Origin of the sequence: Pseudomonas fluorescens, from assembly GCF_001902145.1 — a bacterium.
Taxonomy (GTDB): Bacteria; Pseudomonadota; Gammaproteobacteria; order Pseudomonadales; family Pseudomonadaceae; genus Aquipseudomonas; species Aquipseudomonas fluorescens_BV.
Genome location: NZ_MRST01000019.1, coordinates 141,235 through 167,697, shown reverse-complemented (window position 1 = coordinate 167,697; position 26,463 = coordinate 141,235). Strand labels below are relative to the sequence as shown.

Sequence of the window (26,463 nt, the reverse complement as noted above, 5' to 3'; positions counted from 1 at the left end):
CAACGCTGATTCGGTTAACTCTTTAACTTGATTTGGAGTCACATATGTCTATAGGTGGAGTTGGTCCTTCCCAAGGTGGTTTTGGCGCTCAAGATGCAGGTCAACAATCCGGTGACGTGGGCAGCCTCAAGAAAGAGATTGAGGGTCTGAAGAAGCAAATAGGTCAGATGCAATCTCAAGGTGCCGGTGGTTCAGAGGGCGGCGGCGGTTCAGAAGGCGGCGGCGATTCGCAAGGCATTATGGATGAACTTAAAAAATTGCTGAAAGGACTCGAGGAAAAGCTTAAAGCTATGGAAGGCCAAGAGGGTCAAGGCGCTGGTGGCGAAGGGAGTAAGCCTGGTGGCGAGGATGGAACAAAGATTTCCATTGATTTCCAGCAGTAACATGAACAACGGGAACCGTCTTGCGTCAGAAGCCACAAAAAGCGTCATGACTCATAAAGATTGGGGCCGAGACAGTGGCGATTACTATTGCTGCGATACGCAACATGTTGAACATGGCGAGAGGGCATGAAGAACTGGAGCGCAAAGTTGCCCAGACGCATGAGCTTAGCCAGCTGATGGACAAGCTGTCGAGCGCGAAGATAGAAATGCCGCTCGAAGATACACATCGTCCAGTCGGGTTCGACGAACCCAAAAAAAACCCACCGTAAGGTGGGTTTTTTATGCAGCATCAATCAGTTAGCAACGGAAGACCGTGGCTTGACTGGCTGGTTGTCGTTGGAGATGGTCACTTCCACGCGACGGTTCATGGCACGGCCGGAGACACTGCCGTTATCGGCAACCGGGTATTCCTTGCCATAACCCTGGGTCACGATACGCGAGATATCCACGCCTTGTTGAGCCAGTGCACGCTGAACAGAAGCGGCACGACGCTCAGACAGGCTCTGGTTGTACGAGTCGGAACCGGTGCTGTCGGTGTAGCCTTCGACGATCACTTTACGGTCTGGGTTATCGCGCAGGAACTGAGCCAGCTTGGTGATGTTCACCAGGCCGCTGGATTTCAGGTCGGACTTGTTGGTGGCGAACAGCACGTCACCGAAAGTCACCAGGGTGCCTCGATCGGTTTGCTTGGCGTTCAAGCTGTTTTGCAGTTGCTTGATTTGCGCATCACGGGCGTCCAGCAGGGCGCGGGCACGTTCGTCACCGGCGTTTTTCAGCTTGGCTTCGGATTCGCGCAGGACGATGGTGTCCTTGGCTACTTCAACGCGCTGGTTGGTCAGGTAGGCCAGTTGGTCGACTTTCTTCTCGTCTTCGTTGTCGCGATAGGCCTTGTCAGCCTTGTCCAGCCATTCGCTGGCATCTTTGGTTTCAAGCGCCGCCAACTTGGTGGCTTGCGGGTTGGTTTGCAGGGCCGAGAAATTGGTCCGCGCATTTTCCAGGTTCGCGTTAGGCGGGGTGGAGCAGGCCGCCAAGGCAACGCTCATCGCGAGCAGGGCAGGGATCATCAATTGTTTACGCATAGTCGTGTCGTCCTTTCAATTCGATATCAGGTGCGATGCAGTCAAGGGGCTGCGGCTTACTTCTGCATGATTGCAGCTGGGCGCATGCCTTCCTTACGCAGCTCTTCAACAGCCTTCTGGGAATCCTTCACAGCCTGTTGAGCCTTAGCAGCCTGGGCCTTGCGCTCGGCGACGCGGGCATCCCACTCGGCTTGTTCAGCCAATTGGCGAGCCTTGTCGTAGTTCTTGTCGTGCATGGCAATCTCAGCTTCTTTGAGCTTGTCCTGGGCCGACTTCATTTCCACCGCCGCATACTCGGTACCGCCCGCGCTGACTGCGCTGTTGACGGCCGATTGGGTCACGGCGTACTGCTCGGTTGGAGGGTTGCCGGCGCAGCCCGCCAGAACGAAGCTGGTGCCGATTGCCAGCGCGGCCAATTTGAGCCCGCGCAGGTGGTTAAACGAGGATTTGGCAGTGCTGGTGTTCATCGTCTTCAACTCCATTGGATAACTCCTGAAAAACATCAAAATCCATCGGGGCGTATCGATTTCGGGCCCGTCGGTAAAGCACATGGCGTCCGTTCAAACGACCGTTCCACACGTGATGGCTACTGGCTGTGACCGGAGGCTTTTTTCAAAAGTTCAGCGGATATGGCGATTTGCCTAAAAAAATATCTGACTGACTGGTCAGTGTTTGAAAAATGGAACTTTCGCGGCGTGCGGCGGTACCTCCGGGCCCGTAAAAGGCCCGGAATACGCTGGTTTAATTGACGTCAATAAAAGTTTATCAGTGCTTTTGTTCGTCAGTGCCGGCCGACAAATCATGTAAGTGGCGACGGGACAAAGTGAGAAAGCGTGGCGTGGGGCCGACGTCTTCATACAGCGGGTCACCCTCTTCATCGGTGGCGATCACCTGCTGGCCCTGGATGTAGGGAAAGCTGGCTTCCAGCTCTTCAAGGGCGGCGCCGATCAGCTCGCCGAGCAGTTCTTCGACGTGGCGCTTGGGGTACATCTCGGCAATGGCCGCCAGCCGGGCAGCGGCTTCTACATCCAGGTGAATTGCGTACTCAGTCTTTGTCAAACGACCCTTGGCGGTTTCTTCCCAATGCTGGGCCAGTTCTCGAATTTTCATGGCTACCTCAATAAAGCCTGCGATGGCAGGCGGTGATGAGTGACCAGCCGCCTGCGTGGATGACGCGGCGACTCACCGTTGAGACTAGCTGCAAGCGCCAAGGTTTAAAGTCGTTTGCGTTCGGCCTTGTCAGAACCCGACGTCGGCGGCACTCTGAACCCCCTGCGCGTCCCGGATTTCTGGCTGGAGATTGGCTGATGAGTGATATCGATGCACGCTTGCGTGAGGATGTTCACCTGCTGGGTGAGCTGTTGGGCAACACCATTCAAGAGCAGTACGGCGAGGCTTTCCTCGAAAAGATCGAGCAGATCCGCAGAGGCGCCAAGGCCGACCGTCGCGGAGCCGTTTCAGAGAAAGCCGCTGGCGATGAGTTGAGCGCCAGCCTCAACCAGTTGCAGGAGGACGAGTTGCTGCCAGTGGCCCGAGCCTTCAACCAGTTCCTCAACCTGGCCAACATTGCCGAACAATATCAGTTGATTCATCGGCGCGATGAGTCGCAACCGGCGCCGTTCGAATCCCGGGTCTTGCCGGAGTTGCTGGCCCGCCTGCAAAGCGAAGGGCACAGCAATGAATCCCTGGCCCGGCAGTTGGCGCGGCTGGACATCGAGCTGGTGCTCACCGCCCACCCCACCGAAGTGGCCCGCCGCACGCTGATCCAGAAATACGATGCCATTGCCGCGCAACTGGCCTTGCAGGATCACCGTGACCTCACCCCCGCCGAGCGCGAGCAGATCCGCGAGCGCTTGCAACGCTTGATCGCCGAAGCCTGGCACACCGAAGAAATCCGGCGCGTGCGCCCCACGCCGGTGGACGAAGCCAAATGGGGCTTTGCGGTGATCGAGCATTCGCTGTGGCACGCCATCCCCAATTACCTGCGCAAGGCCGACCAGGCTCTGCACGCCGCCACCGGCTTGCGCCTGCCCCTGGAGGCGGCGCCGATTCGCTTTGCTTCGTGGATGGGTGGCGACCGTGACGGCAACCCGAACGTCACCGCGCCGGTCACCCGCGAAGTGCTGTTGCTGGCGCGTTGGATGGCGGCGGATTTGTATCTGCGTGACATTGATCAACTGGCCTCCGAGCTGTCGATGCAACAGGCCAGCCCGGCGTTGCAAGCCAAAGTCGGCGACAGCGTCGAACCCTATCGTGCCTTGCTCAAACAACTGCGTGAACGCCTGCGCGCCACGCGCCAGTGGGCCCACACCTCGTTGACCAGCGCCACCCCGGCGCCGGCCGAGGTGTTGCAGAACAATCGCGACCTGCTGGACCCGCTGGAGTTGTGCTACGAGTCCCTGCACGAATGTGGCATGGGCGTGATCGCCGATGGCCCGCTACTCGACTGCCTGCGCCGGGCCGTGACGTTCGGCCTGTTCCTGGTGCGCCTGGATGTGCGCCAGGACTCCAGCCGTCACTCGGCGGCCATGACCGAAATCACCGATTACCTGGGCCTGGGGCGTTATGAGGACTGGGATGAGGATGCGCGCATCAGCTTCCTGACCCAGGAACTGACCAATCGGCGGCCCTTGCTGCCGGGGTACTTCAAACCCTCGGCGGACACTGCCGAGGTGCTCAATACCTGCAAGGAAATCGCCGCCGCACCAGCCGCATCATTAGGTTCGTATGTCATCTCCATGGCCGGCGCCGCGTCGGATGTGCTGGCGGTGCAACTGCTGTTGAAGGAATCCGGCGTACAGCGGCCAATGCGCGTAGTGCCATTGTTCGAGACCCTGGCCGACCTGGACAACGCCGGGCCGGTGATGGAGCGCCTGCTGCAACTGCCGGGTTACCGCGCGCGCTTGCAGGGCCCGCAGGAAGTGATGATTGGCTACTCGGACTCGGCCAAGGACGCCGGCACCACGGCCGCCGCCTGGGCACAGTACCGCGCCCAGGAGCGCCTGGTGGATATCTGCCGCGAGCAACAGGTGGAGCTGTTGTTGTTCCACGGTCGTGGCGGCACCGTTGGTCGTGGCGGTGGCCCGGCGCACGCTGCCATCCTGTCGCAGCCACCGGGCTCGGTGGCGGGGCGTTTCCGCACCACTGAGCAGGGTGAGATGATTCGCTTCAAATTCGGTCTGCCGGATATCGCTGAGCAGAACCTCAATCTCTACCTGGCCGCGGTACTGGAAGCGACCCTGTTGCCGCCGCCGCCTCCCGAGCCTGCCTGGCGTCATCTGATGGACGAGTTGGCGGCAGACGGTGTCAGCGCATACCGTGCCGTGGTGCGGGAAAATCCGCAGTTCGTCGAGTACTTTCGTCAGTCCACGCCGGAGCAAGAGCTGGGCCGTTTGCCCCTGGGCAGCCGCCCGGCCAAGCGCCGTGCGGGCGGGATTGAAAGCTTGCGCGCCATCCCATGGATCTTTGGCTGGACCCAGACGCGCCTGATGCTGCCCGCCTGGCTCGGCTGGGAAGCGGCACTGAGCAAGGCGCTGGAACGTGGTGAAGGTGAATTGCTGGGGCAGATGCGCGAGCAGTGGCCGTTCTTTCGCACGCGCATCGACATGCTGGAAATGGTCTTGGCCAAGGCCGATGCCGATATCGCCCGTCTTTACGATGAGCGCCTGGTGCAGCCGGACCTGCTGGCATTGGGTGCGCACTTACGCGACCTATTGTCGCAGGCGTGTGACGTGGTGCTTGGCCTGACCGGCCAGTCGCAGCTGCTGGCCCATAGCCCCGACACTCTTGAGTTCATCCGCCTGCGCAACACCTACCTCGACCCCTTGCACCTGTTACAGGCCGAGTTGCTGGCACGTTCGCGCCAGCAGGAGGCTGCCCAAGACAGCCCTCTGGAACAGGCGCTGCTGGTGTCCGTGGCCGGTATCGCGGCCGGTTTGCGCAACACCGGCTGAGGTTTTTTGCGTGTACTCAACGGCTTGCGTATAAGCCGCGACGACCGCCCGGAAACGGGCGGCCGTTGTTTGAGGGGGTGGGTTGCGCTCAGGCACACCCTGGCGCTGACGCATGTGCGGCGCGGGTTTCTCCTACTTTTGGCGGCTTGTATGGTGAGGGCCCGCTGTGTATCTTGATCAGCCTTTGGCCGTTTGATCGGCCTAGAACCACATTTTTACGAGATTGGCCCCACGCGGCGAATCCGAGCGTCATCTCTATAAAAAATTGAGGAGCACATCGATGCGCGTCATTCTGCTGGGAGCTCCCGGGGCCGGTAAAGGTACTCAGGCAAAGTTCATCACTGAAAAATTCGGCATTCCACAAATCTCCACCGGCGACATGCTGCGTGCGGCCGTCAAGGCTGGCACCGAGCTGGGCCTGATCGCCAAGAGCGTGATGGACAGCGGCGGCCTGGTCTCCGATGACCTGATCATCAACCTGGTCAAGGAACGCATCAGCCAGGAAGACTGCAAGAACGGTTTCCTGTTCGACGGCTTCCCACGCACCATTCCCCAGGCTGAAGCCTTGGTGAAGGCGGGCGTGGAGTTGGACGCCGTGGTCGAAATCGCGGTTGAAGACGAAGAGATCGTCCAGCGTATCGCTGGCCGTCGCGTTCACGAAGGCTCGGGCCGTGTGTACCACATCGTCTACAACCCGCCGAAAGTGGAAGGCAAGGACGATGTCACCGGCGAAGACCTGGTGCAGCGTAAAGACGACACCGAAGAAACCGTGCGTCATCGCCTGTCGGTCTACCATTCCCAGACCAAGCCCCTGGTGGACTTCTACCAGAAGCTGTCCGCAGCCCAGGGCAAGCCGAAATACAGCCACATCCCAGGTGTGGGCTCGGTAGAGGCCATCACCGCCAAGGTGCTGCAAGCACTGAGCTGATCCTTTGATCGGCGGCACAGACATCGGCCCGCTTGCGGGTCGTTGTTGTTTATACTGGCGCACTTTTTTCCGACTTGGACACCCACACCGATGAGCACCCTGCTGGCCCTGGACACCGCGACTGAAGCTTGCTCCGTTGCCTTGCTGCACGATGGCAAGGTCACGAGCCACTACGAGGTGATCCCGCGCCTGCACGCGCAGAAATTGTTGCCGATGATCAAGCAATTGCTTGAAGACGCCGGGACCACCCTAGCGGCGGTGGATGCCATCGCGTTCGGCCGTGGCCCCGGTGCATTCACTGGCGTGCGCATTGCCATTGGCGTGGTGCAGGGCCTGGCCTTTGCGCTGGAGCGCCCGGTGCTGCCGGTGTCCAACCTGGCGGTACTGGCCCAGCGCGCGTTGCGTGAGCACGGGGCGTCGCAAGTGGCAGCGGCGATTGATGCGCGCATGGATGAAGTTTACTGGGGTTGCTACCGTGAGACCGCAGGCGAAATGCGCCTGGTCGGTGCGGAAGCGGTGCTGGCCCCCGAAGCGGCGCAGTTGCCCGCTGACGCCAGCGGCGATTGGTTCGGTGCCGGAACGGGTTGGGGTTATGGCGAACGCATCAAGGTGACCTGTGCCGAGCAGGACGCGGCGATGTTGCCCCACGCCGAAGACCTGCTGGCGTTGGCACGTTTCGCATTCGAGCGCGGCGAGGCGATTGCGGCGGACCAGGCAGCACCGGTGTACCTGCGCGATAAAGTCGCACAGACCAAGGCCGAACGCGGGATTATTTGACGCCAAAAATGTGGGCGTTACGCGGCAAATTTCGCCAATCGTCAGAATTTGCCTGGGTTTTTAAACCTTTTACAAATTATGTGTTCTAGTTATCACCAGAGCATTTGCGCGCCATGGAAAGCGCCGCTAAATTGCCATCATTGATACCGAGTCTGCATGTATGCGTATAGACGGTTTTTCCTCACAGTCCTACCCCCTCAAGCGTAAGCCGCGCAAGGCGAGCGTGACGGTAGACGAGTCCGTCGAGGATTCACCGGACTTCATCGAAGTACACACCGACACGCCTTCCAAAGCTCAAGGCGCCTCGAGCGCACGCATCAGCGGCGTTCCTGCCCGTCAGCAAGACATGGTCTTTCCCCGTTCCATGAGCAAAAGCGTTGCCACCGCCTTGGCCAGCTACCTGACCACCGCCGGCTTTGTCGAATGGGATATGGAAGTGCTGGGTCTCGATATCCATATCTGATGCGTTTGCCTTATTACATCGGCTGCCCGTCCTGGAGTGAAAACGCCTGGCGCGAGTACCTGTATCCCGTTGAGGCACGTTCCAGCGATTACCTCGGGCTCTATTCCCAGGTCTTCAACGCCGTTGAGGGCAATACGACTTTTTACGCTCGCCCCTCGGCCGCCACTGTGCAGCGCTGGGCCGAAATCATGCCTGATGATTTTCGCTTCACCGCCAAATTTCCCGGCGATATCAGCCATGCTGGCGATTTGCGTGAACAGTTGCCGGCGGCAGAAAGTTTTGTCGGCCTGATGAGCCCTTTGGGTGAGCGCGTTTCACCGCTGTGGCTGCAGCTCTCGAAGAGCTTTACGCCGCCACGCCTGGCGGAGTTGGCTGGATTTCTCGATGGCATTGATCGGCCGCTGGCCGTGGAGGTGCGTCATGAACAGTTCTTCGCCAAGGGTGATGCTGAGCGCATGCTCAACCGCCTGTTGCGCGATCGCGGTGTCGAGCGCATCTGCCTCGATCCACGTGCCCTGTTCAGTTGTACCTCTACCTCGGAAGCGGTGCTGCATGCCCAGTCCAAAAAGCCCCGGGTGCCACCGCGCCCAGCGGCCCTGACGCAGTTTCCCCAGGTGCGCTTCATCGGGCATCCGGACCTTGAGGCCAATGACCCGTTCCTGATTCCATGGGTAGAAAAGATCGCCAGTTGGATCGAAGAGGGCCGCACGCCCTATATGTTCCTGCACACGTCGGACAACCGTCTCGCGGCACAGCTGGCGCTGCGCTTCCACGCCAAGCTGATGGTGCGTCTGCCAGGGCTACCGCCGCTGCCTGCCTTGCATCGAGAACCCGTGGCGGAGCAGCTCGGGCTACTTTGAGGGTTGAGCCGTGGGTGTGGTCAAGACGTTGAGTGTGTTGCTGGTGCTGGTGGGCGCATTTGCGCTGGCTGTCTGGCGGGGTTGGGTGTCGATGCCGGCTGAGTGGAACCCCTGGGCGCCCTTGGATGTGCGGGCCAGCCCCAACCTGTTGACGCGCTACAAGCTCAGTCGTTTGCAGGACGATCCGGCGCTGTGTGACCAGGTGTTGAACACCTCTGGTCTGCGCGTGAGCCGCCAGGCCGATACACCGGCTGATGCGGCGTGCCCCTTGCGCAATGTCCTGCGTGTGCAGGGCGCTGACGTGGCCTTGAGCAGCAGCTTTCTCGCCAGCTGCCCGCTGGCGGTGGCGTTCGCGTTGTTCGAGCGCCACAGCCTGCAACCGGCGGCCCAGGCCGTGTTCGGCCAGGCGGTGAGTCGCGTCGACCATTTGGGCAGTTTTGCCTGCCGTAATATCTACAATCGCGCCGACGGTCGACTCAGCCAGCATGCATCGGCCAATGCCCTGGATATCGCTGGTTTTCGCCTGGCGGATGGACGCAGCATCAGCGTGCTCAAGGATTGGCCGGGGCAGGGTGACAGCGCGCGTTTCCTGCGTTTGGTACGTGATGGCGCTTGTGAGGATTTCAACGTGGTGCTGAGCCCGGACTACAACGCAGCCCATCGCAACCATTTCCATCTGGACATGGGGCGTTGGTGGGTGTGTCGCTAAGGCTTAGGCGGCCAGGCGCAGGTTGTGGGTCACCAGCGGGCGCGCCCAGTAGTAGTCGAAATCCAGCGCCTTTTGCTGCGCCAGCAGCTCTTCTTCAGGGTACGGCGTGGCGGCCGGTGGCAGCAGGTCCAGCTCGAATTCGGCAATCGGCAGGTGCAGTGGGCGTGGCGTTGGCGCCGGGCCCGGCTCGGGCAACGGTTGGCCGGCATTCAGCACGATGGGGCGCACCCACTCGCTCTCAAAGTCCTGTTGGCGTTGCTGGGCGACTATTTCTTCTTCCGGGAGCGGCGTCGCGGCCGGTGGCAGCAGCTCGGTTTCGAACTCGGCAATCGGCAGGAACAACGGCGCAGGCGGCACGATCTCGGTGTCTTTCACATCGCACTCGCGCTGGGTGAGGATCTGCGCCAGCAGGTCGGCGCCTTCGCGGGGTTCAACCGCCGGGTCTGCTGGGGCAGTTGCCTTGGCGGCGAGCGCGTCAGGCGTTTCACCGAGTTGCTCGGCCAACGCACGGGCGAAGAAGTCCTGCCACACATGACTCACCCCGGCCAGCGCTTGGGTGTTGCGCAGGCCGTAATGGTTGTGGGTCGGCAGTACACCGATGGAAAGGGGAAGAATGTCTGACATTTTTCTCGGTCGACGCTCAGCTCTGGCAAAATACCTGACTGTGATTTTTATCGGCCGTTGTTTGCCGATCCTTAATATTTTTGAGCGTGGCGATTGATGAACGAACAACCAGCGGCCAGCCGCATCCAGGTCCAAGCCTTGGCTGACAGCTTCCAGCCCCGCGCTGAACAGTGGGCTTCGCTGCTGGGGTTGCCCCTGCAGGTGGCGGATGCGGATTTTTCCCTGCAAGTGGGGGAGCACGGCTTGCAGTTGCAACAGCTTGGGCCTGATGCGCCAGGGCCGGTGCGGGTCGACTTTGTCGAAGGCGGCGCGGCGCATCGGCGGTTGTATGGCGGCGGCAGCGGGCAGATGATCGCCAAGGCGGTGGGCATCGCCCAGGGCGTGCGCCCGCGGGTGCTGGATGCCACGGCTGGCTTGGGCAAGGACGCGTTCGTGCTGGCCAGCCTCGGGTGTGAGATGAGCCTGATCGAGCGCCAGCCGTTGATCGGCGCCTTACTCGAAGATGGCCTGGCCCGCGCTGCCGAGGATTTTGACGTGGCGCCGATTGTGGCGCGCATGAAGCTGCTCAAGGGCAACTCCATCGACGTGATGCTCAATTGGCAGGGCGAGCCGCCCCAGGTGATCTACCTGGACCCGATGTTTCCGCATCGTGAGAAAACCGCGCTGGTGAAGAAGGAAATGCGCCTGTTCCGGCCGCTGGTGGGCGATGACCCGGATGCACCGGCGTTGCTTGCGGCCGCCCTGGCCCTGGCCAGCCATCGGGTGGTGGTCAAGCGGCCGCGCAAGGCACCCTGTATTGAGGGGCCGAAGCCGAGCCATGCGTTGGATGGCAAGTCCAGCCGCTACGATATTTATCCAAAGAAAGCGCTCAAGCCATAAGCTGCAAACAGCAGCACTTATCTCGCTGAGGCGGCGAGATCCAACTGTGGGAGCTGGCTTGCCTGCGATGGCGGCCTCACAACCGACACCTATCTCCCTGGCGCCCCGCGATCCAATTGTGGGAGCGGGCTTGCTCGCGAAGGCGGCCTGACAGTCAATACAGTTGGATTGTGTACATATCCATTCCTGCGGTAACGGCCACCTAGGGTTCCGCCCTGACGGCGGCTCACTTTTGAAAAGCGCAAAAGTAAGCAAAACGCTCTTGCCCCACCACTCGGCACCTCGCTTTGGCTCGGTGTGCCCGTAATCCGCCAGTGATTTGGGGGGCCGCCGCCACGCGCCATCCATGGCGCGGGGCGGCTAAACCGGCATCCCTGCCGGTTTACCCCCCAAATCACTGTCGAATTCCGGCCAGCGTGGTTTAACGGGGCGCCTAAGATCAAAAGCAGAGCAAGAGCAAGAGCAAGAGCAAGAGCAAGAGCAAGAGCAAGAGCAACAGCGACTCGCTTCGCATCGTGGTTACCTTCGGTTGTTGCAACCTACGTAGTTGTTTCTAGACCCGGACCGCGATAGGCCCGCATAAACAACTTCACCACGTCCTGCACATGCTCTTCGGCCTCTTGCGCACTCAATTGCCCGCCACACCCGTACAACAAACGAAAGTTCGCCGTACCCTTGAGCAGGCAAAAGAAGTGCTCCGCGGCTTTGAACGGTGTGTCGATGCTCAGGGCGCCGCCCTGGTGAATCTTGCCGAGCAGGCGTTCCATGCCTTGCAGCATGCGCATGGGGCCGGCGTTGAAGAATATCTGGGAGAGTTTCACGTCCTGATTGCCGGTGGTCATCATCAGGCGATGCAGGTTTACCGACTCCTCGCTGTTGATCAGTCGATGAAAGCCGCGTGCGATGTTGAGCAGCACCGTCTCGACGGGCATGCCTTCGGGAAGCTCGAAGTACATCACCGGTAATTGCTCTTCGCATTTGGCCACCACCGCCGCAGTGAACAGCGTCTCCTTGTCGGTGAAGTGACTGTAGACCGTGAGCTTCGATACGCCGGCCGCCAGGGCAACGGCGTCCATGCTGGTGTTCGCATAACCCTTGTCCAGGAACAGCGATTTCGCCGATTCGAGGATTGCCTGGCGTTTTGCCATGTCCTTGGGACGCCCTGGGCTTGCGGTGTTCAGAGGATTGTCGGACATTTTCACCTTTAATACTGGACTGGTGAGTTTGGTATTAATAACATACCGGCCAGTATAATTATTCCAAGCTCTATTTGCGAAAGGTCCTTCAGCATGCGCAGCGCTTTCCTGCCCCTTGCTTTGCCTGTCAGCCTGGTCTTCCTGCTGGCCGCTTGCGGCCATGAAGAAGCGACCCAGGCCACCGTACGTCCGGCCATGGTGGTGCAACCGCAGCCTTCGGCACAGGCGATGGACAGCTACCCCGGTGAGGTGCGTGCCCGTTATGAGCCGGACCTGGCCTTTCGCATCGGCGGCAAAGTCAGCAAGCGCCTGGTGGAGGAGGGCGAGCGAGTCAAGGCCAACCAGCCGCTGGCCGAACTCGACCCCCAGGACGTGCGCCTGCAACTGGAAGCGACCCGCGCCCAAGTGGCCGCCGCGGAGGCCAATCTCAGCCTGGTGCGTGCGGAACGAGACCGCTACAAGACCTTGATGGACCGGCAGATGGTCAGTCGGTCGCAGTACGACAATTCCGAAAACCTCTACCGAGCCGGTGAAGCACGCCTTAAGCAGATCAAGGCCGAGTTCGATGTGTCGAGCAACCAGGCCGGCTACGCCGTGCTGCGTGCGCCTCAGGACGGTGTGGTCGCCAAGCGTGCCGTCGAAGTGGGGCAAGTGGTTTCCGCTGGCCAGACCGTGTTCACCCTGGCCACCGATGGCGAGCGTGAAGTGTTGATCAGCTTGCCCGAACAGGGCTTTGGCCGCTTCAAGATCGGCCAGCCAGTGTCGGTGGAGTTATGGAGCCAGCCAGAGCAACGTTTTGCCGGGCGCATTCGTGAGCTGTCCCCCGCCGCCGACCCCAAATCCCGCACCTTCGCCGCGCGCGTGGCCTTCACCGGCGGCAAAGTGCCCGCCGAACTGGGCCAAAGTGCGCGGGTTTTCATCCAGGCCGACGGGGTCATTGCGCTGTCGGTACCCTTGTCTGCCCTGAGTGCCGAAAACGGCGCGTCCTACGTCTGGCGCGTACAACCGGACAACACCCTTGAACGCACCCCCGTGCGCATTGGCGCCTTTGGCGAAAACACCGTACCGATACTGGAAGGATTGGCCGCCACCGATTGGGTGGTTGCCGCAGGCGTGCATGTGCTCCATGAGGGGCAACCGGTGCGCCCGGTGGATCGCTCCAACCGTGTAGTGAATCTGGCGGCCAAGGAGTAGTCCCCATGGGTTTCAATCTTTCCGAATGGGCGTTGCGTAATCGCCAGATCGTACTGTTCCTGATGATCCTGCTGGCCGTGGTTGGCACCTTGTCCTACACCAAGCTGGGGCAAAGCGAAGACCCGCCCTTTACCTTCAAGGCCATGGTGATCAAGACCAACTGGCCTGGGGCCACGGCCCAGGAGGTATCGCGCCAGGTCACCGAGCGAATCGAGAAAAAACTCATGGAGACCGGTGAGTACGAACGCATCGTGTCGTTCTCCCGCCCCGGTGAATCCCAGGTCACCTTTATTGCCCGTGACTCGATGCGTTCGGCGCAGATTCCTGAGCTTTGGTACCAGGTGCGCAAGAAAATCAGCGACATCCGCCACACCTTGCCGCCGGATATCCAGGGGCCGTTTTTCAACGACGAGTTCGGCACTACCTTCGGCAATATCTACGCCCTGACCGGCGATGGCTTTGACTATGCCGTGCTCAAGGACTACGCCGACCGCATCCAGATCCAGCTGCAACGCGTCCCGGATGTGGGCAAGGTCGAGCTGCTCGGCCTACAGGACGAGAAGATCTGGATCGAGCTGTCCAACCTCAAGCTTGCCACCCTCGGCTTGCCTTTGGCCGCGGTACAGCAGGCGTTGCAGGAACAAAATGCGGTGTCCACCGCCGGCTTCTTTGAAACCCCCACCGAGCGCGTGCAACTGCGCGTGTCTGGCAACTTCAAGACGGTGGAAGAGATCCGCAACTTTCCGATACGCGTGGGGGATCGCACCTTCCGCATCGGTGACGTGGCTGACATCCATCGAGGCTTCAACGACCCACCGGCACCGCGCATGCGCTACATGGGCGCAGATGCCATCGGCCTGGCCGTGGCCATGCGCGACGGTGGCGACATCCTCGTCCTGGGCAAGGCCCTTGAAGCGCAATTCGCACGCCTGCAAAAGAACCTTCCGGCAGGGATGGAGCTGCGCAAAGTGTCGGACCAACCGGCAGCCGTGAAGACCAGCGTCGGCGAGTTCGTCCAGGTACTGGCTGAAGCGTTGGCGATTGTTTTGCTGGTGAGCTTTTTCTCCCTCGGCGTGCGCACCGGCATGGTCGTTGCCCTGGCGATTCCGCTGGTACTGGCGATGACCTTTGCCACCATGTATTACCTGGGCATCGGCCTGCACAAGATTTCCCTTGGCGCCTTGGTCCTGGCCCTGGGCTTGCTGGTAGATGACGCGATCATCGCCGTGGAAATGATGGCGATCAAAATGGAACAGGGCTACGACCGGCTCAAGGCTGCGAGTTTCGCCTGGACCAGCACCGCGTTCCCTATGCTCACCGGCACCCTGATCACGGCGGCGGGCTTCTTGCCGATTGCCACCGCGCAATCGAGCACCGGGGAATACACCCGCTCGATCTTCCAGGTGGTGACCATCGCACTGCTGGCCTCCTGGGTGGCGGCCGTGGTGTTTGTGCCGTACCTGGGAGAAAAGCTCCTGCCCGACCTAGCGAAGATCCACGCCGCCAAACACGGTACCGACGGCCCGGACCCTTACGGCACACCCTTCTACCAGCGTGTAAGACGTCTGGTGGAGTGGTGCGTGCAGCGGCGTAAAACCGTGATCGTGCTGACCTTGCTGCTGTTTATCGGCTCGGTTGCACTGTTCCGCTTCGTGCCGCAACAGTTCTTCCCGGCTTCCGGTCGCCTGGAGTTGATGGTCGACCTGAAACTGGCCGAGGGCGCTTCCCTGAGCAACACCGCCGAACAGGTCAAACGCCTGGAGACGTTGCTCAAGGAACATGCTGGCATCAACAACTATGTCGCCTACGCGGGCACCGGTTCGCCGCGGTTTTACCTGCCACTGGACCAGCAATTGCCCGCTGCCAGCTTCGCCCAGTTTGTGGTGCTGGCTAACACCATCGAGGAGCGAGAAAGCCTGCGAACCTGGCTGATCGAAACCCTCAACGAGCAATTCCCCGACCTGCGCTCGCGTGTCACGCGGCTGGAGAACGGCCCGCCCGTAGGCTACCCGGTGCAGTTTCGCGTGACCGGCGAGCACATCGAAGAGGTGCGAGCGCTGGCGCGCAAAGTGGCGGCCAAGGTTCGCGAAAATACGCATGTGGTCAATGTGCACTTGGACTGGGAAGAACCGAGCAAAATCGTGTACCTGAATATCGACCAGGACCGTGCCCGCGCCCTGGGTGTGAGCACTGCCGACCTGTCCAAATTCCTGCAGAGTTCCCTGACCGGCTCCAGCGTCAGCCAGTACCGTGAGGACAACGAATTGATCGAGATCCTCCTGCGCGGCACCGTGCATGAGCGTAGCGAACTGTCGCGCCTGCCGAGCCTTGCCGTGCCCACCGACAATGGTAAAAGCGTGGCGCTGTCGCAAATTGCCACCCTCGAATATGGATTCGAAGAGGGCATCATCTGGCATCGCAACCGCTTGCCCACGGTGACTGTGCGGGCCGATATCTATGGCAAGGAACAGCCGGCGACCCTCGTGCAGCAGATCTTGCCGACGCTCGCCGATGTGCGTGCCGAACTGCCGGACGGTTATCTGCTGGAAGTGGGCGGCACGGTTGAAGATTCAGCGCGTGGTCAAAACTCGGTGAAGGCCGGCGTGCCGCTGTTTATCGTGGTGGTGCTGACTTTGCTGATGCTGCAACTGCGCAGCTTTTCGCGCACGGCGATGGTCTTTCTCACCGCGCCGTTGGGGCTGATCGGCGTGACCCTGTTCCTGCTGGTATTCCACCAACCCTTCGGCTTCGTCGCCATGCTTGGCACCATCGCGCTGTCGGGAATGATCATGCGTAACTCGGTGATTTTGGTGGACCAGATCGAGCAAGACATCAAGGCCGGCCTGGCACCTTGGCAGGCGATTATCGAAGCTACGGTCCGACGCTTTCGCCCGATTGTTCTGACGGCACTGGCGGCGGTGCTGGCGATGATTCCGCTGTCGCGCAGTGTGTTCTTCGGGCCGATGGCCGTGGCGATCATGGGGGGGTTGATCGTGGCTACGGCGCTGACCTTGCTCTTTCTCCCTGCGCTTTATGCTGCGTGGTTTCGCGTCAAAAAGGACGCTGGATAATCAGGCTGTCATCTCGGTTGTCGGGGCGTGGATAGTACGCGCCCTTCTCCGTTGGCATGCGGCAGAATGAGCAATCTTCCTATGTGAGAGATAGGAAGCTCACTACACGGGGCTAGGAACCTTTCCTTATTGATTGCCACTCAATGTTACCTGGTTGGCAGGTACCTACTGCTCTTGCTCGTCGGCAGAAACAGTAGTGATTGGAATGAATTGAAGGAGTTCGCCATGTGTATAGCTAGTTTGAAGGCTTTTCTGCGTCCGCCCTGCAGGCCAAAACCTCCTGAAAAGTGTAAACCCAAGCCTCCTGAGCGTTGTAAGCCCAAGCGCCCTGGGTATTGCAAACCCAAGCCGCTTGAGAGTTTCAGACCCAAGCCTCCTGAGGAATGCAAACCCAAACCCCCTGAGGAGTGCAAACCCAAACCCCCTGAGTATTGCAAACCCAAGCCCCCTGAGTATTGCGAACCCAAGCCTCCTGAGGATTGCGAACCCAACCCCCCTGAGTATTGCGAACCCAAGCCTCCTGAGGATTGCGAACCCAACCCCCCTGAGTATTACAAGCCCAAGCCTCCTGAGTATTGCAATCCCGAGCCCCCTCCGAAGTGTTGCTACATGAAAACCGTTGAGCTGAAGATTGTCATGAGATCTGCCATAAATTACTGATTTTTAAGCTATTTATACGCAAGCGCCTCGAGAATACGAGGCGCTTGGGGGGCAGGGCAGATCGGTAGGTTTTTACAGCGCGCCAAACACCTTCTTGGCCAAGCTGGTAGCCGCAGCCGCTGGATTCTTGCGAATCGTTTCTTCCTGCTGCGCAATCATCTTGAACAAACCATCCAGGGCCTGCTCGGTCACGTAGTTCTCAACGTTGGCGCTCTTGGCATCCACCGCGCCAAAGGCCGCGGCCTTGCCGGCCAGGGTGTTGTACTGCTGGGCCACGCCAACTTTGTCGGTGGCGGCCTTGACGATAGGCAGGAACTTGGCGCGAATTTCTTCACGGCTGCTTTTGTTCAGGTACTGGGTGGCGGAGTCCTGGCCACCGCTGAGAATGCCCTTGGCGTCGGTCACGCTCATGTTCTTCACGGCATTGACCAGGATCGGCTGCGCCTGGGTCACGGCGGTTTCTGCTGCCTTGTTCATGCTGGTTTCCAGCTGCGTGACCTGGTCACCCATGCCGAACATTTTCAACTTGTCGGCGACTTTGCCGAGTTTGCCCGGCAGGCCGATCTTCACGTCCGGGTTGTTGCTGAAACCACCGGGCGTCCCGAGTTGTTTCACAGCAATCTGTGCACCTTGGGTCAAGGCATCCTTGAGGCCGCCGCTGGCGTCACCCTGGGACAGGCTGCCGAGATCCAGGGCCATGGCGTTGGCGCCGAATAGCAAGCCAGCACACAGGGCGGTGAGGCGAAGAGATTTGCGGAGCATGGGCGCTTCCTTATGAAGTGGGAATGATCAGTGTGCGGCCGCATCCACCCGCAGGCGCAGCGGTTGCGGGTCCTGGCCGTTGAGCTGCACGGTGTGCCGCTCGGTGGTGATAAACAGTAGCTTGCCGTCCAGCTCGATGCGAGCGCTGACCGAGTATGTGTGGCCTGGCTTAACCTGGGCCGGGTCATAGCTCAGGTGAAACGGCAGCGGCACCTGGCCTTTGACCGGGCCTTTCTGTTCGGCGAGGGTCACGGCCGGGGCGTCCATCAGGGACACGTCCTGCAGGCTGACACTCAAGGTGGCGGCTGGCGGCAGGGCGATGCGTTGCAGGTAGAACACTTCGCCGTCCAGGCTGGCCTTCGGGGTTGGGGTCATCGAATGGCAGGCTCCGAGCAGGGCGGTCAGGCCCAGGAGGATGAGTTTTTTCACGGTGCGGCTCCTTTTCAACGGCGCCGGAATCCGCCCGGCGCCTCATTCAGTCTAGCGCTGTGCTTCAGGGTTGACGGCAACCGGTTCGGCCGCAGCCTCGGCTGCGCCGTCCACGCGGTGCAAGGCAACCTGGCGGATCGACAGGCGAATATCCGCCGGCAGTACGCGTTTGGCCGCGCCTTCGGCCAGTTCGCCGAGCAGGTCGTGATAGCCCAGCTTGCCGGCTTCATCACGGCGCAGCACATCTTGCTCCAGCAACGTCTGGATAAAATGTCGGAAAAGACTCTTGTCGAAAAATTCCGGAGCGTTGAGGCCGTGCAGGATCGACAGGCGCTGGGCCATGATCGTGCACAGGTCTTCCAGCTCTTCGGCGCTGATGCTGTTCTGGCCGCTGTTGAGCAGTAACGAGATCGCCATGTAGAAACGTTGCAGGGTCTGGGCGATGCTTTTGGACAGCAGCGTCAGCAGCACAAAGTGCCGCGAACTCGGCGCCGGGCGCAGGTATACGGCGTTTTCGAAACGCAGCAGGCCTTGTTCGACGAACGCGTCCAGCCACTGGTCGACCACGCTGTCCAGGTCCTCCAGCGACCAACGGATAAACAGCTCCGATTGCAGGTACGGGTAGAGTGCATGGGTGTAGCGCAGGATCTGTTCGCGGGTCATGCGCGAACTGCTCTGGAAGAAGCTCGCCAGCAACGCTGGCAGGGCGAAGATGTGTAGCACATTGTTGCGGTAGTAGGTCATCAGGACGGCATTCTGCTCATCCAGATAAACGATTTTGCCCAGGGCATCGCTCTGTTCGGACAACAGGTTCATGTCCTTGACGTGCTTGATCAGCGCCAGGCCATCGCCCTCCGGCAAAGTGGTATGGGGCGAGTAGGGCACGCGACGCAACAACGCCAGGTACAGGTCCAGTTGGCGGGCCATGGCCTGTTCATCCAGCGCCAGGCGGGTGGTGGACAGCAGCGCCAGCGCGACCAGATTCACGGGGTTCACCGCAGCGGCTTCGTTCAAGTGGCGCGCCACCTGTTCGCCGAGGCGATTGGTGGTTTCGTTGAGCCAGGCCGGTTTGTAATTTGGGCCCAGTTCCTGGGCGCGCCAGCCCGGTTGCTCGGCGTCGAGGAACTCTGCCAGTTTGATCGGCTCGCCGAAGTTGACCGCCACTTGGCCGAAGCGCTGCTTGAGCGCGCCGACCACTTTGAAAATATCGAAGATCGACTCTTTCTTCTTGCTCGCGCCACGCAATTCGCCCAGGTAAGTGCGGCCTTCGAGCACACGCTCATAGCCGATATACACCGGCACGAACACGATGGGCATGCGCGAGGAGCGCAGGAAGCTGCGCAAGGTGATCGCCAGCATCCCGGTTTTCGGTTGCAGCATGCGCCCGGTGCGCGAGCGGCCGCCTTCGACGAAGTATTCCACCGGGAAACCCTTGGTAAACAGGGTGTGCAGGTATTCGTTGAACACCGAGGTGTACAAAGGGTTGCCCTTGAAGGTCCGGCGCATGAAAAACGCACCGCCACGGCGCAGCAGGCTGCCGATCACCGGCATGTTGAGGTTGATGCCGGCGGCGATGTGCGGTGGGGTCAGGCCGTTCTTGAACAGCAGGTAGGACAGCAGCAGGTAGTCGATGTGGCTGCGGTGGCAAGGCACGTAGATCACCTCGTAGCCCTGGGCCACCTTTTGCACGCCCTCGATGTTATTGACCTTGATACCGTCGTAGATCTTGTTCCAGAACCAGCTCAATACCACTTCCAGGAAGCGGATCGCGGTGTAGGTGTAGTCCGAGGCAATCTCGTTGCCATAGCGCAGGGCCAGGGCCTTGGCTTTTTCCGGGGCGATCTTTTCGCGTTCGGCTTCATCCGCAATGGCTTGGCGCACCAACGGCATATTGACCAGGCCCTTGACCAGATTACGCCGGTGGGACAGGTCGGGACCGATCACTGCCGTCTTCAGGTTACGAAAGTGCACACGCAGGATGCGCTGGGCCATGCGCACGGTGCGTTCGTGGCCTTTATTGTGCTCGATCAATTCACGCAGGTTGATGGGCGCGGAGAATTGCACGCGAGTCTTGCGCCCCAGGATTAGGATGCTCAACAACCGGCGTAGACGCCCGGTGACCGCCCAGCTGTCGGCGAACAGCAGCTTCCACGGGCTGGACTCGCTTTCGGGAGATTGGCCCCAGAACACACTGACCGGAATGATTTGTGCATTCTCTTCGGCGTGCTCGGTGAGGGTGTTGACCAGGCGCGTCAGGGTAGGCGGCGCACCGCGCTTGTCCTGGCGGCCGAGCCAATCCGGGTCCGGCGTGAGGTAGAAGAACGCCGCAGGCTCCATCAGCGGCCCCACCGATACCGGCAGCACCGGACGTGGCAGGCCAGCCTTGGTGCACTCGGCATCGACCACCGCCAACTCGGTGAGGGAGGGTGATTGCAGGACGTAGAAAACCGGCCGGCTGCGGTCCAGGTTGAGGGTTAGGGACGACTGGTTGATCGTCTCCGAGCGAACCCAGAGGTACAACAGTCGGCGCAAGGTGCCAAACACCAGACGGCGGAACGGGGAGCGGGTCATAGGCGAGCTGCTTCAAGTGGAAAAAACCGAGCAGGCGCTCGGGCGGGTAGTGTGCCGTATTCGCCGAAAATCGGCAAAAAAGCAGCGATGTAAAGTTGAGTTGATGGTTTTTGAGCCTGTCTTATACTCGGCAGTTCAATGCAAGCGACTCAACAATAAAAAAACCAGTGGGAGTGAACAGATGTCAACGCGCGAAACCGGCAATGTGAAGTGGTTCAACGATGCAAAGGGCTACGGCTTTATCCAGCGTGAGGATGGCAAGGATGTGTTTGTGCACTACCGCGCCATTCGCGGTGAAGGCCACCGTTCGTTGGCCGAGGGCCAGCAGGTGGAGTACGCCGTGGTGACGGGCGAGAAGGGCTTGCAGGCGGAGGATGTGGTGGGCCTGTAACAACTTTGTTTTGCTAACCCATTCAACTGTGGGAGCTGGCTTGCCTGCGATAGCATCACTGTGGTCTGACTGATAGACCAAGGTGTCTGCATCGCAGGCAAGCCAGCTCCCACATTGATTGGGTTAGCAAACCGCTGTCAGGCAGTTTTCCAAGTGATCTGCTCTTCACCGTCTTCGCTGATGCGAATCCAGGTGTCGGCGCTTTCCTCACCTTCTTCCTCAACCCAGGTACCCGGCGCGCAACGCACTTCGACGTTCAGCGCGGCAAACGCGGCGCGGGCGCAGGCGATGTCGTCGTCCCATGGGGTCTGGTCGCTTTCCAGGTACAGGCTGTTCCATTTGCCCACCGCCCTGGGCAGCCAGGTAACCGGCACGCTGCCGGCCTTGCACTTGTAGGTCTGGCCTTTCTGGACCCAGTCGGTACACGGGCCCAGGGCGGCGCCCAGCCAGGCGGCGATGGCCTTGTGATCGACGTCGGCGTCCTTCAGGTAAATCTCAATATCGGGTTGGCGCATGGATGTTCCTCGTTGCGGGATTCGAAAATCCATTCGCGGATGGGTGAACGTCAGTCATTGAAGCACGAAATAATCGTAGCGCATCGACACCGTGACCTGCAGCGGCTCCGCCGCCTCGATCACCTCGTGGCGGCGCTCGGCACTGGCCCGCCAGCCGTGGGGCGTCATCGCCAGCAGGTTGGCGCGGTCCTGGGCTTCGGCCAGGCTCAGGGTGAATTCCAGGGTTTCACTGTGAGCAAGGCTCATGCCGTCCGGAACCAGGGCCAGGTGTTTGTCGTCGGTGTACTCGCGCACTTCGTCGTACAGGCGCTCGCGCAGTTCCATCAAGTGGCCGCGGGTGGGGCCGACTTTCATCAAGCCGCCGCCGGGGCTGAGCAAGCGCTTGGCCTCTTGCCAGTCCAACGGGCTGAACACGCTGGCGAGGAACTGACAGCTGGCATCGGCCAATGGCACGCGGGCCATGCTGGCGATCAACCAGGTCAGCGCCGGGTTGCGTTTGCACGCGCGCTTGACCGCTTCCTTGGAGATATCCAGCGCGTAGCCATCGGCATCGGGCAGGGCCTGGGCGATTTGCGCGGTGTAGTAACCCTCGCCACAGCCAATGTCTACCCAGCGCTGCGGTGCCCGCTCGGCGGCCAGTTCGGCCAGGCGCTTGGCCACTGGCGCATAGTGCCCGGCGTTGAGAAAGTCGCGGCGTGCCTCGACCATGGCCAGGTTGTCGCCTGGGTCGCGGCTGTTCTTGTGCTGCACCGGCAACAGGTTCAAATAACCCTGGCGCGCGCGGTCGAAGCGGTGCCCGGTCGGGCACGCCACGCCATTGTCCACGGTATTGAGCGGTGCACTGCAAATGGGGCAGGCAAGCATCAGGCGAGCAACTTGATCAGGGTCTGGTAGTAGATTTCGGTCAGTACGTCGAGGTCGCTGGCCAGGATGCGTTCGTTGACCTGGTGGATCGTCGCGTTGACCGGCCCCAGTTCGACCACCTGGGTGCCCAACGTCGCAATGAACCGCCCATCGGAAGTACCGCCGCTGGTGGACGCCTGGGTCTCGCGCCCGGTGATCGCCAGGATGCTGGCCGACACCGCATCCAGCAGAGCGCCTGGCTCGGTGAGGAACGGCAGGCCCGACAGCGCCCAGTCCACATGCCAGTCCAGGCCATGTTTGTCGAGAATGGCCGCGACGCGTTGTTGCAGGCCCTCGACGGTGGACTCGGTGGAAAAACGGAAGTTGAACACCGCCGTCAGGTCACCCGGAATCACGTTGGTGGCACCGGTACCGGAGTTGAGGTTGGAAATCTGGAAGCTGGTCGGCGGGAAGAACGTGTTGCCGTCATCCCAATGTTCGGCGGCGAGTTCGGCCAGCGCCGGTGCTGCCAGGTGGATCGGGTTCTTCGCCAGGTGCGGGTAAGCCACGTGGCCCTGTACACCGCGCACGGTCAAAGTGGCGCCGAGGGAGCCACGGCGGCCGTTCTTGACCACGTCGCCCACCAGGCTGGTGCTCGACGGTTCGCCGACGATGCACCAGTCCAGGCGCTCCTTGCGTGCGGCCAGGCGCTCAATCACGGCCTTGGTGCCATGGTGCGCCGGGCCTTCTTCGTCGCTGGTGATCAGGAAGGCGACCGAGCCCTTGTGGTCCGGGTAGTCGCTGACGAAACGTTCCGCCGCCACCAGCATCGCCGCCAGGCTGCCTTTCATGTCCGCCGCGCCACGGCCACAGAGCATGCCGTTTTCATCGATCAACGCGTCGAACGGGTCGTTCAGCCAAGCCTGTACCGGGCCGGTCGGCACCACGTCGGTGTGACCGGCAAAGCACAGCACCGGGCCTTCGTGCTTGCCGTGGGTGGCCCAGAAGTTATCCACATCTTCGATGCGCATCGGTTCAAGCGCAAAACCGGCGTCGCCCAGGCGCTGCATCATCAGCTTCTGGCAATCGGCATCGATCGGTGTGACCGACGGGCGACGGATCAGGTCGATGGCAAGTTGAAGGGTCGGCGAAAGGTCGGCATGGGCCGTCATGGGGGGAACTCCGGAAATCGAGGCGGCGACGTTCTAACTGTAGGAGCGAGCCCGCTCGCGAAAAACTCAAAGGCACCGCGTGCATTCAGGATGCCCGCGTCATCGTTAACGATTTTCGCGAGCAAGCTCGCTCCTACAGTGATGGGTGTAAGGCACGCAAAAGGGCCGTTATCTTATAGCAAAACGGCGGCCAAGGGCCGCCGTTTAGTGCATTGCGTCACTTTTTACGCCGCCGGCGCGGGCTCAGGCGCCGCCGAAGGTTTGGGCAGCGACGACAAGAACGCCATGATCAGCGCCGCCACATACGGCAGCGACTGCACCAGCAACATTACCACCCAGAAGCGAATGTCATTGCTCGGCAGGCCTTGCACCAAGTAGATCCCCAGCGCCGCGCCCCACAGCAGCAGCATGATGAACATTTCTTCGCGAGCTTCGGAAATCGCCACCCAGAAGCCGTGGTTATCCGCGTTTTTCGGTGTACGAAAGAACGGAATGCTGCTGGTGAAGAAGCCGTACAACACCGCCTTGGCGATGGTATGAGACAGCGCCAACCCGGCCAGCGCCGCGCAGAACGCATCTTTCAGGTTCACACCTACCGCACGACGGTAGAGGAAGATGATCTTGCCGACTTTGAACACAAACAACGCCAACGGCGGGATTGCGAAAATCAGCAATGGCGGGTCGACCCGAGTCGGCACGATGATCATCGCCGCAGACCACAACAGGGCGCCGACGGTAAAGAAGATGTTCATGCCATCGGCCACCCACGGCAACCAGCCCGCGAGGAAGTGATAGCGCTGGCCACGGGTCAGTTCGGTGTCCTTGCCGCGCAACAGGCTGGCGGTGTGGCGCTTGATGATCTGGATCGCGCCATAGGCCCAGCGGAAACGCTGTTTCTTGAAGTCGATAAAGGTATCCGGCATCAGGCCCTTGCCGTAGCTGTCGTGGTAGTACGCTGCCGACAAGCCTTTCTCGAACACACGCAGGCCCAGTTCGGCGTCTTCACAGATGCACCAGTCGGCCCAGCCCAGTTCCTCAAGCACTGAGCGACGGGTCATGGTCATGGTGCCGTGCTGGATGATCGCGTCACGGTCGTTACGGGTGACCATACCGATATGGAAGAAGCCCTTGTATTCGGCGTAGCAGAGCTTCTTGAAGGTGCTTTCGTTCTGGTCGCGGTAATCCTGGGGCGACTGCACCACGGCGATTTTCGGGTCGGCGAAGTGCGGCACCATGTGCTTGAGCCAGTTCGGCGATACGCAGTAGTCCGAGTCGATCACCGCGATCACTTCGGCATCCTTGGCGGTGTGCGGGATCAGGTAGTTCAGCGCACCGCCCTTGAAACCGGCCAGGGGCGCGACGTGGAAGAACTTGAAGCGCGGGCCCAGGGTTTCGCAGTAGTCGCGCACCGGCTCCCACACCGCCGGGTCCTTGGTGTTGTTGTCGATGATCAGGACTTCGTAGTCCGGATAGTCGAGGGCGGCCAGGGCGTCGAGGGTCTGTTTGACCATTTCCGGTGGCTCGTTGTAGCACGGCACATGGATCGACACTTTTGGACGGTAGTCCGAGTCGCCTTCCACGGGCAGGAATTCACGCCGGCGCTTGTGGGTCCACACTGCTTCCGCCAGCTCGTGGGCTTCGGTCAGCAACACAATGAACACGCCCAGGGCGCCGAGTGCCAGCAACACGCCAACTGTCAGGCTGAACCAGGTGCTGTACTGCTGGCTGTAGTCGTAGCCGATCCAGACCAGCACCGACCCGCACAGGAACGCAATGAAGGTCAGAAAGGTACGGCCACGCTGGCGCAGGGCCGAGCCATCGATCATCAACAGGGTCAGGGACAGCAGCGCAAGCACCACCGAACCAATGGCCAGTACCCGCCATTGCGGAATCGCCACCACCGGGCCGTCAAAATTGAATTTCTGCTGGCGCGCGGCATTGAATACACCCCAATACGCCCCCGCCGAACCTTCGTCGCTGACCTTCCACGGTTGGTCGAAGGCCTCGATCACAAAGTAGTTGTAACCCTGGCGGTTGAGCTTGTTCACCAGCGTACGCAGGTAAATCGCCTGGTCGGCGGGCGACGACTCATTGCCACCGCGCATACGGCCGTTGCTCGGCCAGCCCACTTCCGATAGCAGCAGTTGCTTTTTCGGGAAGGCTTTCTTCAGGTCCTTGGCGCGGTCGAGGACGTACTGGCCGGCCTTGTCCATCGGGATGTATTCCCAGAACGGCAGGATGTGCGCGGCGATCAGGTCGACGTGCTTGGCCAGTTGCGGGTTCTTTTCCCAGATGTGCCATTGCTCGGAGGTGGTCACCGGGACTTTCACGGCGGCGCGCACGCGGTCGAGCAGCACGATCAGGGCTTCGGGGGTGATTTCTTCACGGAACAGCGCTTCGTTGCCGACCACCACGCGCACGACACTGCGCGAGGTGTTGGCGATCTCGATAGCGCGCTGGATCTCCCGCTCGTTACGCTCAAGGTCCGGGCTGATCCAGATCCCCAGGGTCACGCGCAGGCCGAACTCTTCGGCCAGCTTGGGAATATCGCCCAGGGGGCCGTCGACCGAGTAGGTACGGATGTTGTCCGTCAGCTTGCTCATGATCGCAAGGTCCTGACGCATCTGTTCGTCGGTAGGGTACTGGCCTTTCTGCGGGTACTGGCCTTGCTGGAACGGCGAGTAGGAAAAACCGGAGATCTGATCTGGCCAGTTGGGAGCGGTGACCGGGCGGTTGATCAGCGCCCAGAAACCGGTGAACAGCGCGGCAATTGCCAGCACCACCACCAGGTTGAGTCCAAATTTACGCGATGCCATGGTTATGTCGGGTTCCAAAGGGTGCGGAACGAAAGAGGTGTCGGCCTGCGCCGAACGGCGCGCATCCTACACTGGCGCTTCCCTGAGCGTACAGCAGACAGAGAAAAGCCGGACGTTAGTCTGCGAAACTCCAGCTAAGTTCTTCACTTGTAACTTGTAGCTTAAAACTTGGCGCTGCGTAGCCCTAT

24 protein-coding genes are annotated in these 26,463 nt (G+C 60.7%); 12 read left to right on the top strand and 12 right to left on the bottom strand.

Features of this window, described 5'->3' with window-relative positions; all coding sequences use genetic code 11:
* The first annotated feature begins 44 nt into the window (after positions 1-44).
* Both BUE92_RS06800 and BUE92_RS06795 read left to right on the top strand, forming a co-directional pair.
* Positions 45-383 carry a hypothetical protein gene (locus BUE92_RS06800; protein ID WP_073522700.1) on the top strand — a complete coding sequence of 113 codons (339 nt, stop codon included), beginning with the start codon at positions 45-47 and terminating at the stop codon, positions 381-383.
* Positions 384-457: 74 nt separating this feature from the next.
* Complete coding sequence (locus tag BUE92_RS06795) at positions 458-652, top strand: hypothetical protein (RefSeq protein ID WP_034126515.1); 195 nt, start codon at positions 458-460, stop codon at positions 650-652.
* Positions 653-676: 24 nt separating this feature from the next.
* Here the strand turns inward: BUE92_RS06795 and BUE92_RS06790 are convergent, their stop codons facing one another.
* The 3 genes from BUE92_RS06790 to BUE92_RS06780 all read right to left on the bottom strand — a co-directional run bounded on the left by BUE92_RS06790 (position 677) and on the right by BUE92_RS06780 (position 2,572).
* Positions 677-1,462 (bottom strand): OmpA family protein, encoded by a 786-nt coding sequence (locus BUE92_RS06790; RefSeq protein WP_005785517.1) that lies wholly within the window; start codon positions 1,460-1,462, stop codon positions 677-679.
* Positions 1,463-1,518: 56 nt separating this feature from the next.
* Positions 1,519-1,944, bottom strand: a complete 426-nt coding sequence (locus BUE92_RS06785; protein ID WP_034126517.1) for a DUF4398 domain-containing protein — start codon at positions 1,942-1,944, stop codon at positions 1,519-1,521.
* A gap of 283 nt (positions 1,945-2,227) precedes the next feature.
* Entirely contained in the window at positions 2,228-2,572 is a 345-nt protein-coding gene (locus BUE92_RS06780; protein WP_073522699.1) for a pilin assembly protein, read from the bottom strand.
* Positions 2,573-2,769: 197 nt separating this feature from the next.
* On the opposite strand from BUE92_RS06780, the gene ppc reads away from it, so the two are divergent.
* The 6 genes from ppc to BUE92_RS06750 all read left to right on the top strand — a co-directional run bounded on the left by ppc (position 2,770) and on the right by BUE92_RS06750 (position 9,152).
* Positions 2,770-5,415, top strand: coding sequence for a phosphoenolpyruvate carboxylase (gene ppc / locus BUE92_RS06775; RefSeq protein WP_073522694.1), 2,646 nt, complete (start codon positions 2,770-2,772; stop codon positions 5,413-5,415).
* A 280-nt stretch (positions 5,416-5,695) separates the two neighbouring features.
* Complete coding sequence (gene adk / locus BUE92_RS06770) at positions 5,696-6,343, top strand: adenylate kinase (protein ID WP_003189104.1); 648 nt, start codon at positions 5,696-5,698, stop codon at positions 6,341-6,343.
* Positions 6,344-6,433: 90 nt separating this feature from the next.
* On the top strand, positions 6,434-7,120 hold the full coding sequence (tsaB, locus tag BUE92_RS06765) for a tRNA (adenosine(37)-N6)-threonylcarbamoyltransferase complex dimerization subunit type 1 TsaB (protein WP_034126520.1): 687 nt from the start codon (positions 6,434-6,436) through the stop codon (positions 7,118-7,120).
* Positions 7,121-7,280: 160 nt separating this feature from the next.
* Complete coding sequence (locus BUE92_RS06760; protein WP_034126521.1) at positions 7,281-7,583, top strand: hypothetical protein; 303 nt, start codon at positions 7,281-7,283, stop codon at positions 7,581-7,583.
* Complete coding sequence (locus tag BUE92_RS06755) at positions 7,583-8,443, top strand: DUF72 domain-containing protein (protein ID WP_038449171.1); 861 nt, start codon at positions 7,583-7,585, stop codon at positions 8,441-8,443. The genes BUE92_RS06760 and BUE92_RS06755 overlap by 1 nt, the downstream gene beginning before the upstream one ends.
* Positions 8,444-8,453: 10 nt before the next feature.
* Positions 8,454-9,152, top strand: coding sequence for an extensin-like domain-containing protein (locus tag BUE92_RS06750; protein WP_073522692.1), 699 nt, complete (start codon positions 8,454-8,456; stop codon positions 9,150-9,152).
* A gap of 3 nt (positions 9,153-9,155) precedes the next feature.
* Here the strand turns inward: BUE92_RS06750 and BUE92_RS06745 are convergent, their stop codons facing one another.
* Positions 9,156-9,776, bottom strand: a complete 621-nt coding sequence (locus tag BUE92_RS06745; protein WP_073522690.1) for an energy transducer TonB — start codon at positions 9,774-9,776, stop codon at positions 9,156-9,158.
* 96 nt (positions 9,777-9,872) lie between these two features.
* Between BUE92_RS06745 and BUE92_RS06740 the strand changes: the two genes are divergently transcribed.
* Positions 9,873-10,655, top strand: coding sequence for a class I SAM-dependent methyltransferase (locus tag BUE92_RS06740; RefSeq protein WP_073522689.1), 783 nt, complete (start codon positions 9,873-9,875; stop codon positions 10,653-10,655).
* 539 nt (positions 10,656-11,194) lie between these two features.
* Here BUE92_RS06740 and BUE92_RS06730 read toward each other — a convergent pair.
* Complete coding sequence (locus tag BUE92_RS06730) at positions 11,195-11,851, bottom strand: TetR/AcrR family transcriptional regulator (protein WP_073522687.1); 657 nt, start codon at positions 11,849-11,851, stop codon at positions 11,195-11,197.
* A gap of 93 nt (positions 11,852-11,944) precedes the next feature.
* Here BUE92_RS06730 and BUE92_RS06725 point away from each other — a divergent pair, with 93 nt between their 5' ends.
* Positions 11,945-13,045, top strand: a complete 1,101-nt coding sequence (locus BUE92_RS06725) for an efflux RND transporter periplasmic adaptor subunit (RefSeq protein WP_073522685.1) — start codon at positions 11,945-11,947, stop codon at positions 13,043-13,045.
* Between the two features lie 5 nt (positions 13,046-13,050).
* Entirely contained in the window at positions 13,051-16,116 is a 3,066-nt protein-coding gene (locus BUE92_RS06720; protein ID WP_073522684.1) for an efflux RND transporter permease subunit, read from the top strand.
* Positions 16,117-16,848: 732 nt separating this feature from the next.
* On the opposite strand, the gene BUE92_RS06710 is transcribed toward BUE92_RS06720, so the two are convergent.
* Genes BUE92_RS06710 through plsB form a run of 3 tightly spaced genes read right to left on the bottom strand, consistent with a single transcriptional unit; the run spans position 16,849 to position 20,538 of the window.
* Positions 16,849-17,538 (bottom strand): DUF4197 domain-containing protein, encoded by a 690-nt coding sequence (locus BUE92_RS06710; protein ID WP_073522681.1) that lies wholly within the window; start codon positions 17,536-17,538, stop codon positions 16,849-16,851.
* Positions 17,539-17,565: 27 nt separating this feature from the next.
* Positions 17,566-17,967 (bottom strand): YbaY family lipoprotein, encoded by a 402-nt coding sequence (locus BUE92_RS06705; RefSeq protein WP_014717218.1) that lies wholly within the window; start codon positions 17,965-17,967, stop codon positions 17,566-17,568.
* A 51-nt stretch (positions 17,968-18,018) separates the two neighbouring features.
* Entirely contained in the window at positions 18,019-20,538 is a 2,520-nt protein-coding gene (gene plsB, locus BUE92_RS06700) for a glycerol-3-phosphate 1-O-acyltransferase PlsB (protein WP_073522680.1), read from the bottom strand.
* A 181-nt stretch (positions 20,539-20,719) separates the two neighbouring features.
* On the opposite strand from plsB, the gene BUE92_RS06695 reads away from it, so the two are divergent.
* The gene (locus tag BUE92_RS06695) at positions 20,720-20,929 is read left to right on the top strand and encodes a cold-shock protein (protein WP_034126819.1); all 210 of its coding nucleotides are present in this window, start codon (positions 20,720-20,722) and stop codon (positions 20,927-20,929) included.
* A gap of 137 nt (positions 20,930-21,066) precedes the next feature.
* Here BUE92_RS06695 and BUE92_RS06690 read toward each other — a convergent pair whose 3' ends face one another.
* From BUE92_RS06690 to BUE92_RS06675, 4 genes are all read right to left on the bottom strand, one after another.
* On the bottom strand, positions 21,067-21,444 hold the full coding sequence (locus tag BUE92_RS06690) for a hypothetical protein (protein ID WP_073522679.1): 378 nt from the start codon (positions 21,442-21,444) through the stop codon (positions 21,067-21,069).
* Between the two features lie 54 nt (positions 21,445-21,498).
* Complete coding sequence (locus BUE92_RS06685; protein WP_073522678.1) at positions 21,499-22,308, bottom strand: putative RNA methyltransferase; 810 nt, start codon at positions 22,306-22,308, stop codon at positions 21,499-21,501.
* Positions 22,308-23,459, bottom strand: coding sequence for a succinyl-diaminopimelate desuccinylase (dapE, locus tag BUE92_RS06680; RefSeq protein WP_073522677.1), 1,152 nt, complete (start codon positions 23,457-23,459; stop codon positions 22,308-22,310). Before dapE ends, BUE92_RS06685 begins: the two co-directional genes overlap by 1 nt.
* A 224-nt stretch (positions 23,460-23,683) precedes the next feature.
* Positions 23,684-26,275, bottom strand: a complete 2,592-nt coding sequence (locus BUE92_RS06675) for a glycosyltransferase (protein ID WP_073522676.1) — start codon at positions 26,273-26,275, stop codon at positions 23,684-23,686.
* Positions 26,276-26,463 lie beyond the last annotated feature (188 nt).

What these genes read in the sequence shown, in the direction of transcription:
- BUE92_RS06725 (WP_073522685.1), top strand. Translation starts at nt 11,945, where the DNA reads ATGCGCAGCGCTTTCCTGCCCCTTGCTTTGCCTGTCAGCCTGGTCTTC.
- BUE92_RS06690 (WP_073522679.1), bottom strand. Translation starts at nt 21,444, where the DNA reads ATGCGCCAACCCGATATTGAGATTTACCTGAAGGACGCCGACGTCGAT.
- BUE92_RS06760 (WP_034126521.1), top strand. Translation starts at nt 7,281, where the DNA reads ATGCGTATAGACGGTTTTTCCTCACAGTCCTACCCCCTCAAGCGTAAG.
- BUE92_RS06730 (WP_073522687.1), bottom strand. Translation starts at nt 11,851, where the DNA reads ATGTCCGACAATCCTCTGAACACCGCAAGCCCAGGGCGTCCCAAGGAC.
- BUE92_RS06740 (WP_073522689.1), top strand. Translation starts at nt 9,873, where the DNA reads ATGAACGAACAACCAGCGGCCAGCCGCATCCAGGTCCAAGCCTTGGCT.
- BUE92_RS06755 (WP_038449171.1), top strand. Translation starts at nt 7,583, where the DNA reads ATGCGTTTGCCTTATTACATCGGCTGCCCGTCCTGGAGTGAAAACGCC.
- BUE92_RS06800 (WP_073522700.1), top strand. Translation starts at nt 45, where the DNA reads ATGTCTATAGGTGGAGTTGGTCCTTCCCAAGGTGGTTTTGGCGCTCAA.
- BUE92_RS06695 (WP_034126819.1), top strand. Translation starts at nt 20,720, where the DNA reads ATGTCAACGCGCGAAACCGGCAATGTGAAGTGGTTCAACGATGCAAAG.
- BUE92_RS06675 (WP_073522676.1), bottom strand. Translation starts at nt 26,275, where the DNA reads ATGGCATCGCGTAAATTTGGACTCAACCTGGTGGTGGTGCTGGCAATT.
- adk (WP_003189104.1), top strand. Translation starts at nt 5,696, where the DNA reads ATGCGCGTCATTCTGCTGGGAGCTCCCGGGGCCGGTAAAGGTACTCAG.
- dapE (WP_073522677.1), bottom strand. Translation starts at nt 23,459, where the DNA reads ATGACGGCCCATGCCGACCTTTCGCCGACCCTTCAACTTGCCATCGAC.
- BUE92_RS06720 (WP_073522684.1), top strand. Translation starts at nt 13,051, where the DNA reads ATGGGTTTCAATCTTTCCGAATGGGCGTTGCGTAATCGCCAGATCGTA.
- BUE92_RS06685 (WP_073522678.1), bottom strand. Translation starts at nt 22,308, where the DNA reads ATGCTTGCCTGCCCCATTTGCAGTGCACCGCTCAATACCGTGGACAAT.
- BUE92_RS06780 (WP_073522699.1), bottom strand. Translation starts at nt 2,572, where the DNA reads ATGAAAATTCGAGAACTGGCCCAGCATTGGGAAGAAACCGCCAAGGGT.
- BUE92_RS06745 (WP_073522690.1), bottom strand. Translation starts at nt 9,776, where the DNA reads ATGTCAGACATTCTTCCCCTTTCCATCGGTGTACTGCCGACCCACAAC.
- plsB (WP_073522680.1), bottom strand. Translation starts at nt 20,538, where the DNA reads ATGACCCGCTCCCCGTTCCGCCGTCTGGTGTTTGGCACCTTGCGCCGA.
- BUE92_RS06785 (WP_034126517.1), bottom strand. Translation starts at nt 1,944, where the DNA reads ATGGAGTTGAAGACGATGAACACCAGCACTGCCAAATCCTCGTTTAAC.
- ppc (WP_073522694.1), top strand. Translation starts at nt 2,770, where the DNA reads ATGAGTGATATCGATGCACGCTTGCGTGAGGATGTTCACCTGCTGGGT.
- BUE92_RS06790 (WP_005785517.1), bottom strand. Translation starts at nt 1,462, where the DNA reads ATGCGTAAACAATTGATGATCCCTGCCCTGCTCGCGATGAGCGTTGCC.
- BUE92_RS06710 (WP_073522681.1), bottom strand. Translation starts at nt 17,538, where the DNA reads ATGCTCCGCAAATCTCTTCGCCTCACCGCCCTGTGTGCTGGCTTGCTA.
- tsaB (WP_034126520.1), top strand. Translation starts at nt 6,434, where the DNA reads ATGAGCACCCTGCTGGCCCTGGACACCGCGACTGAAGCTTGCTCCGTT.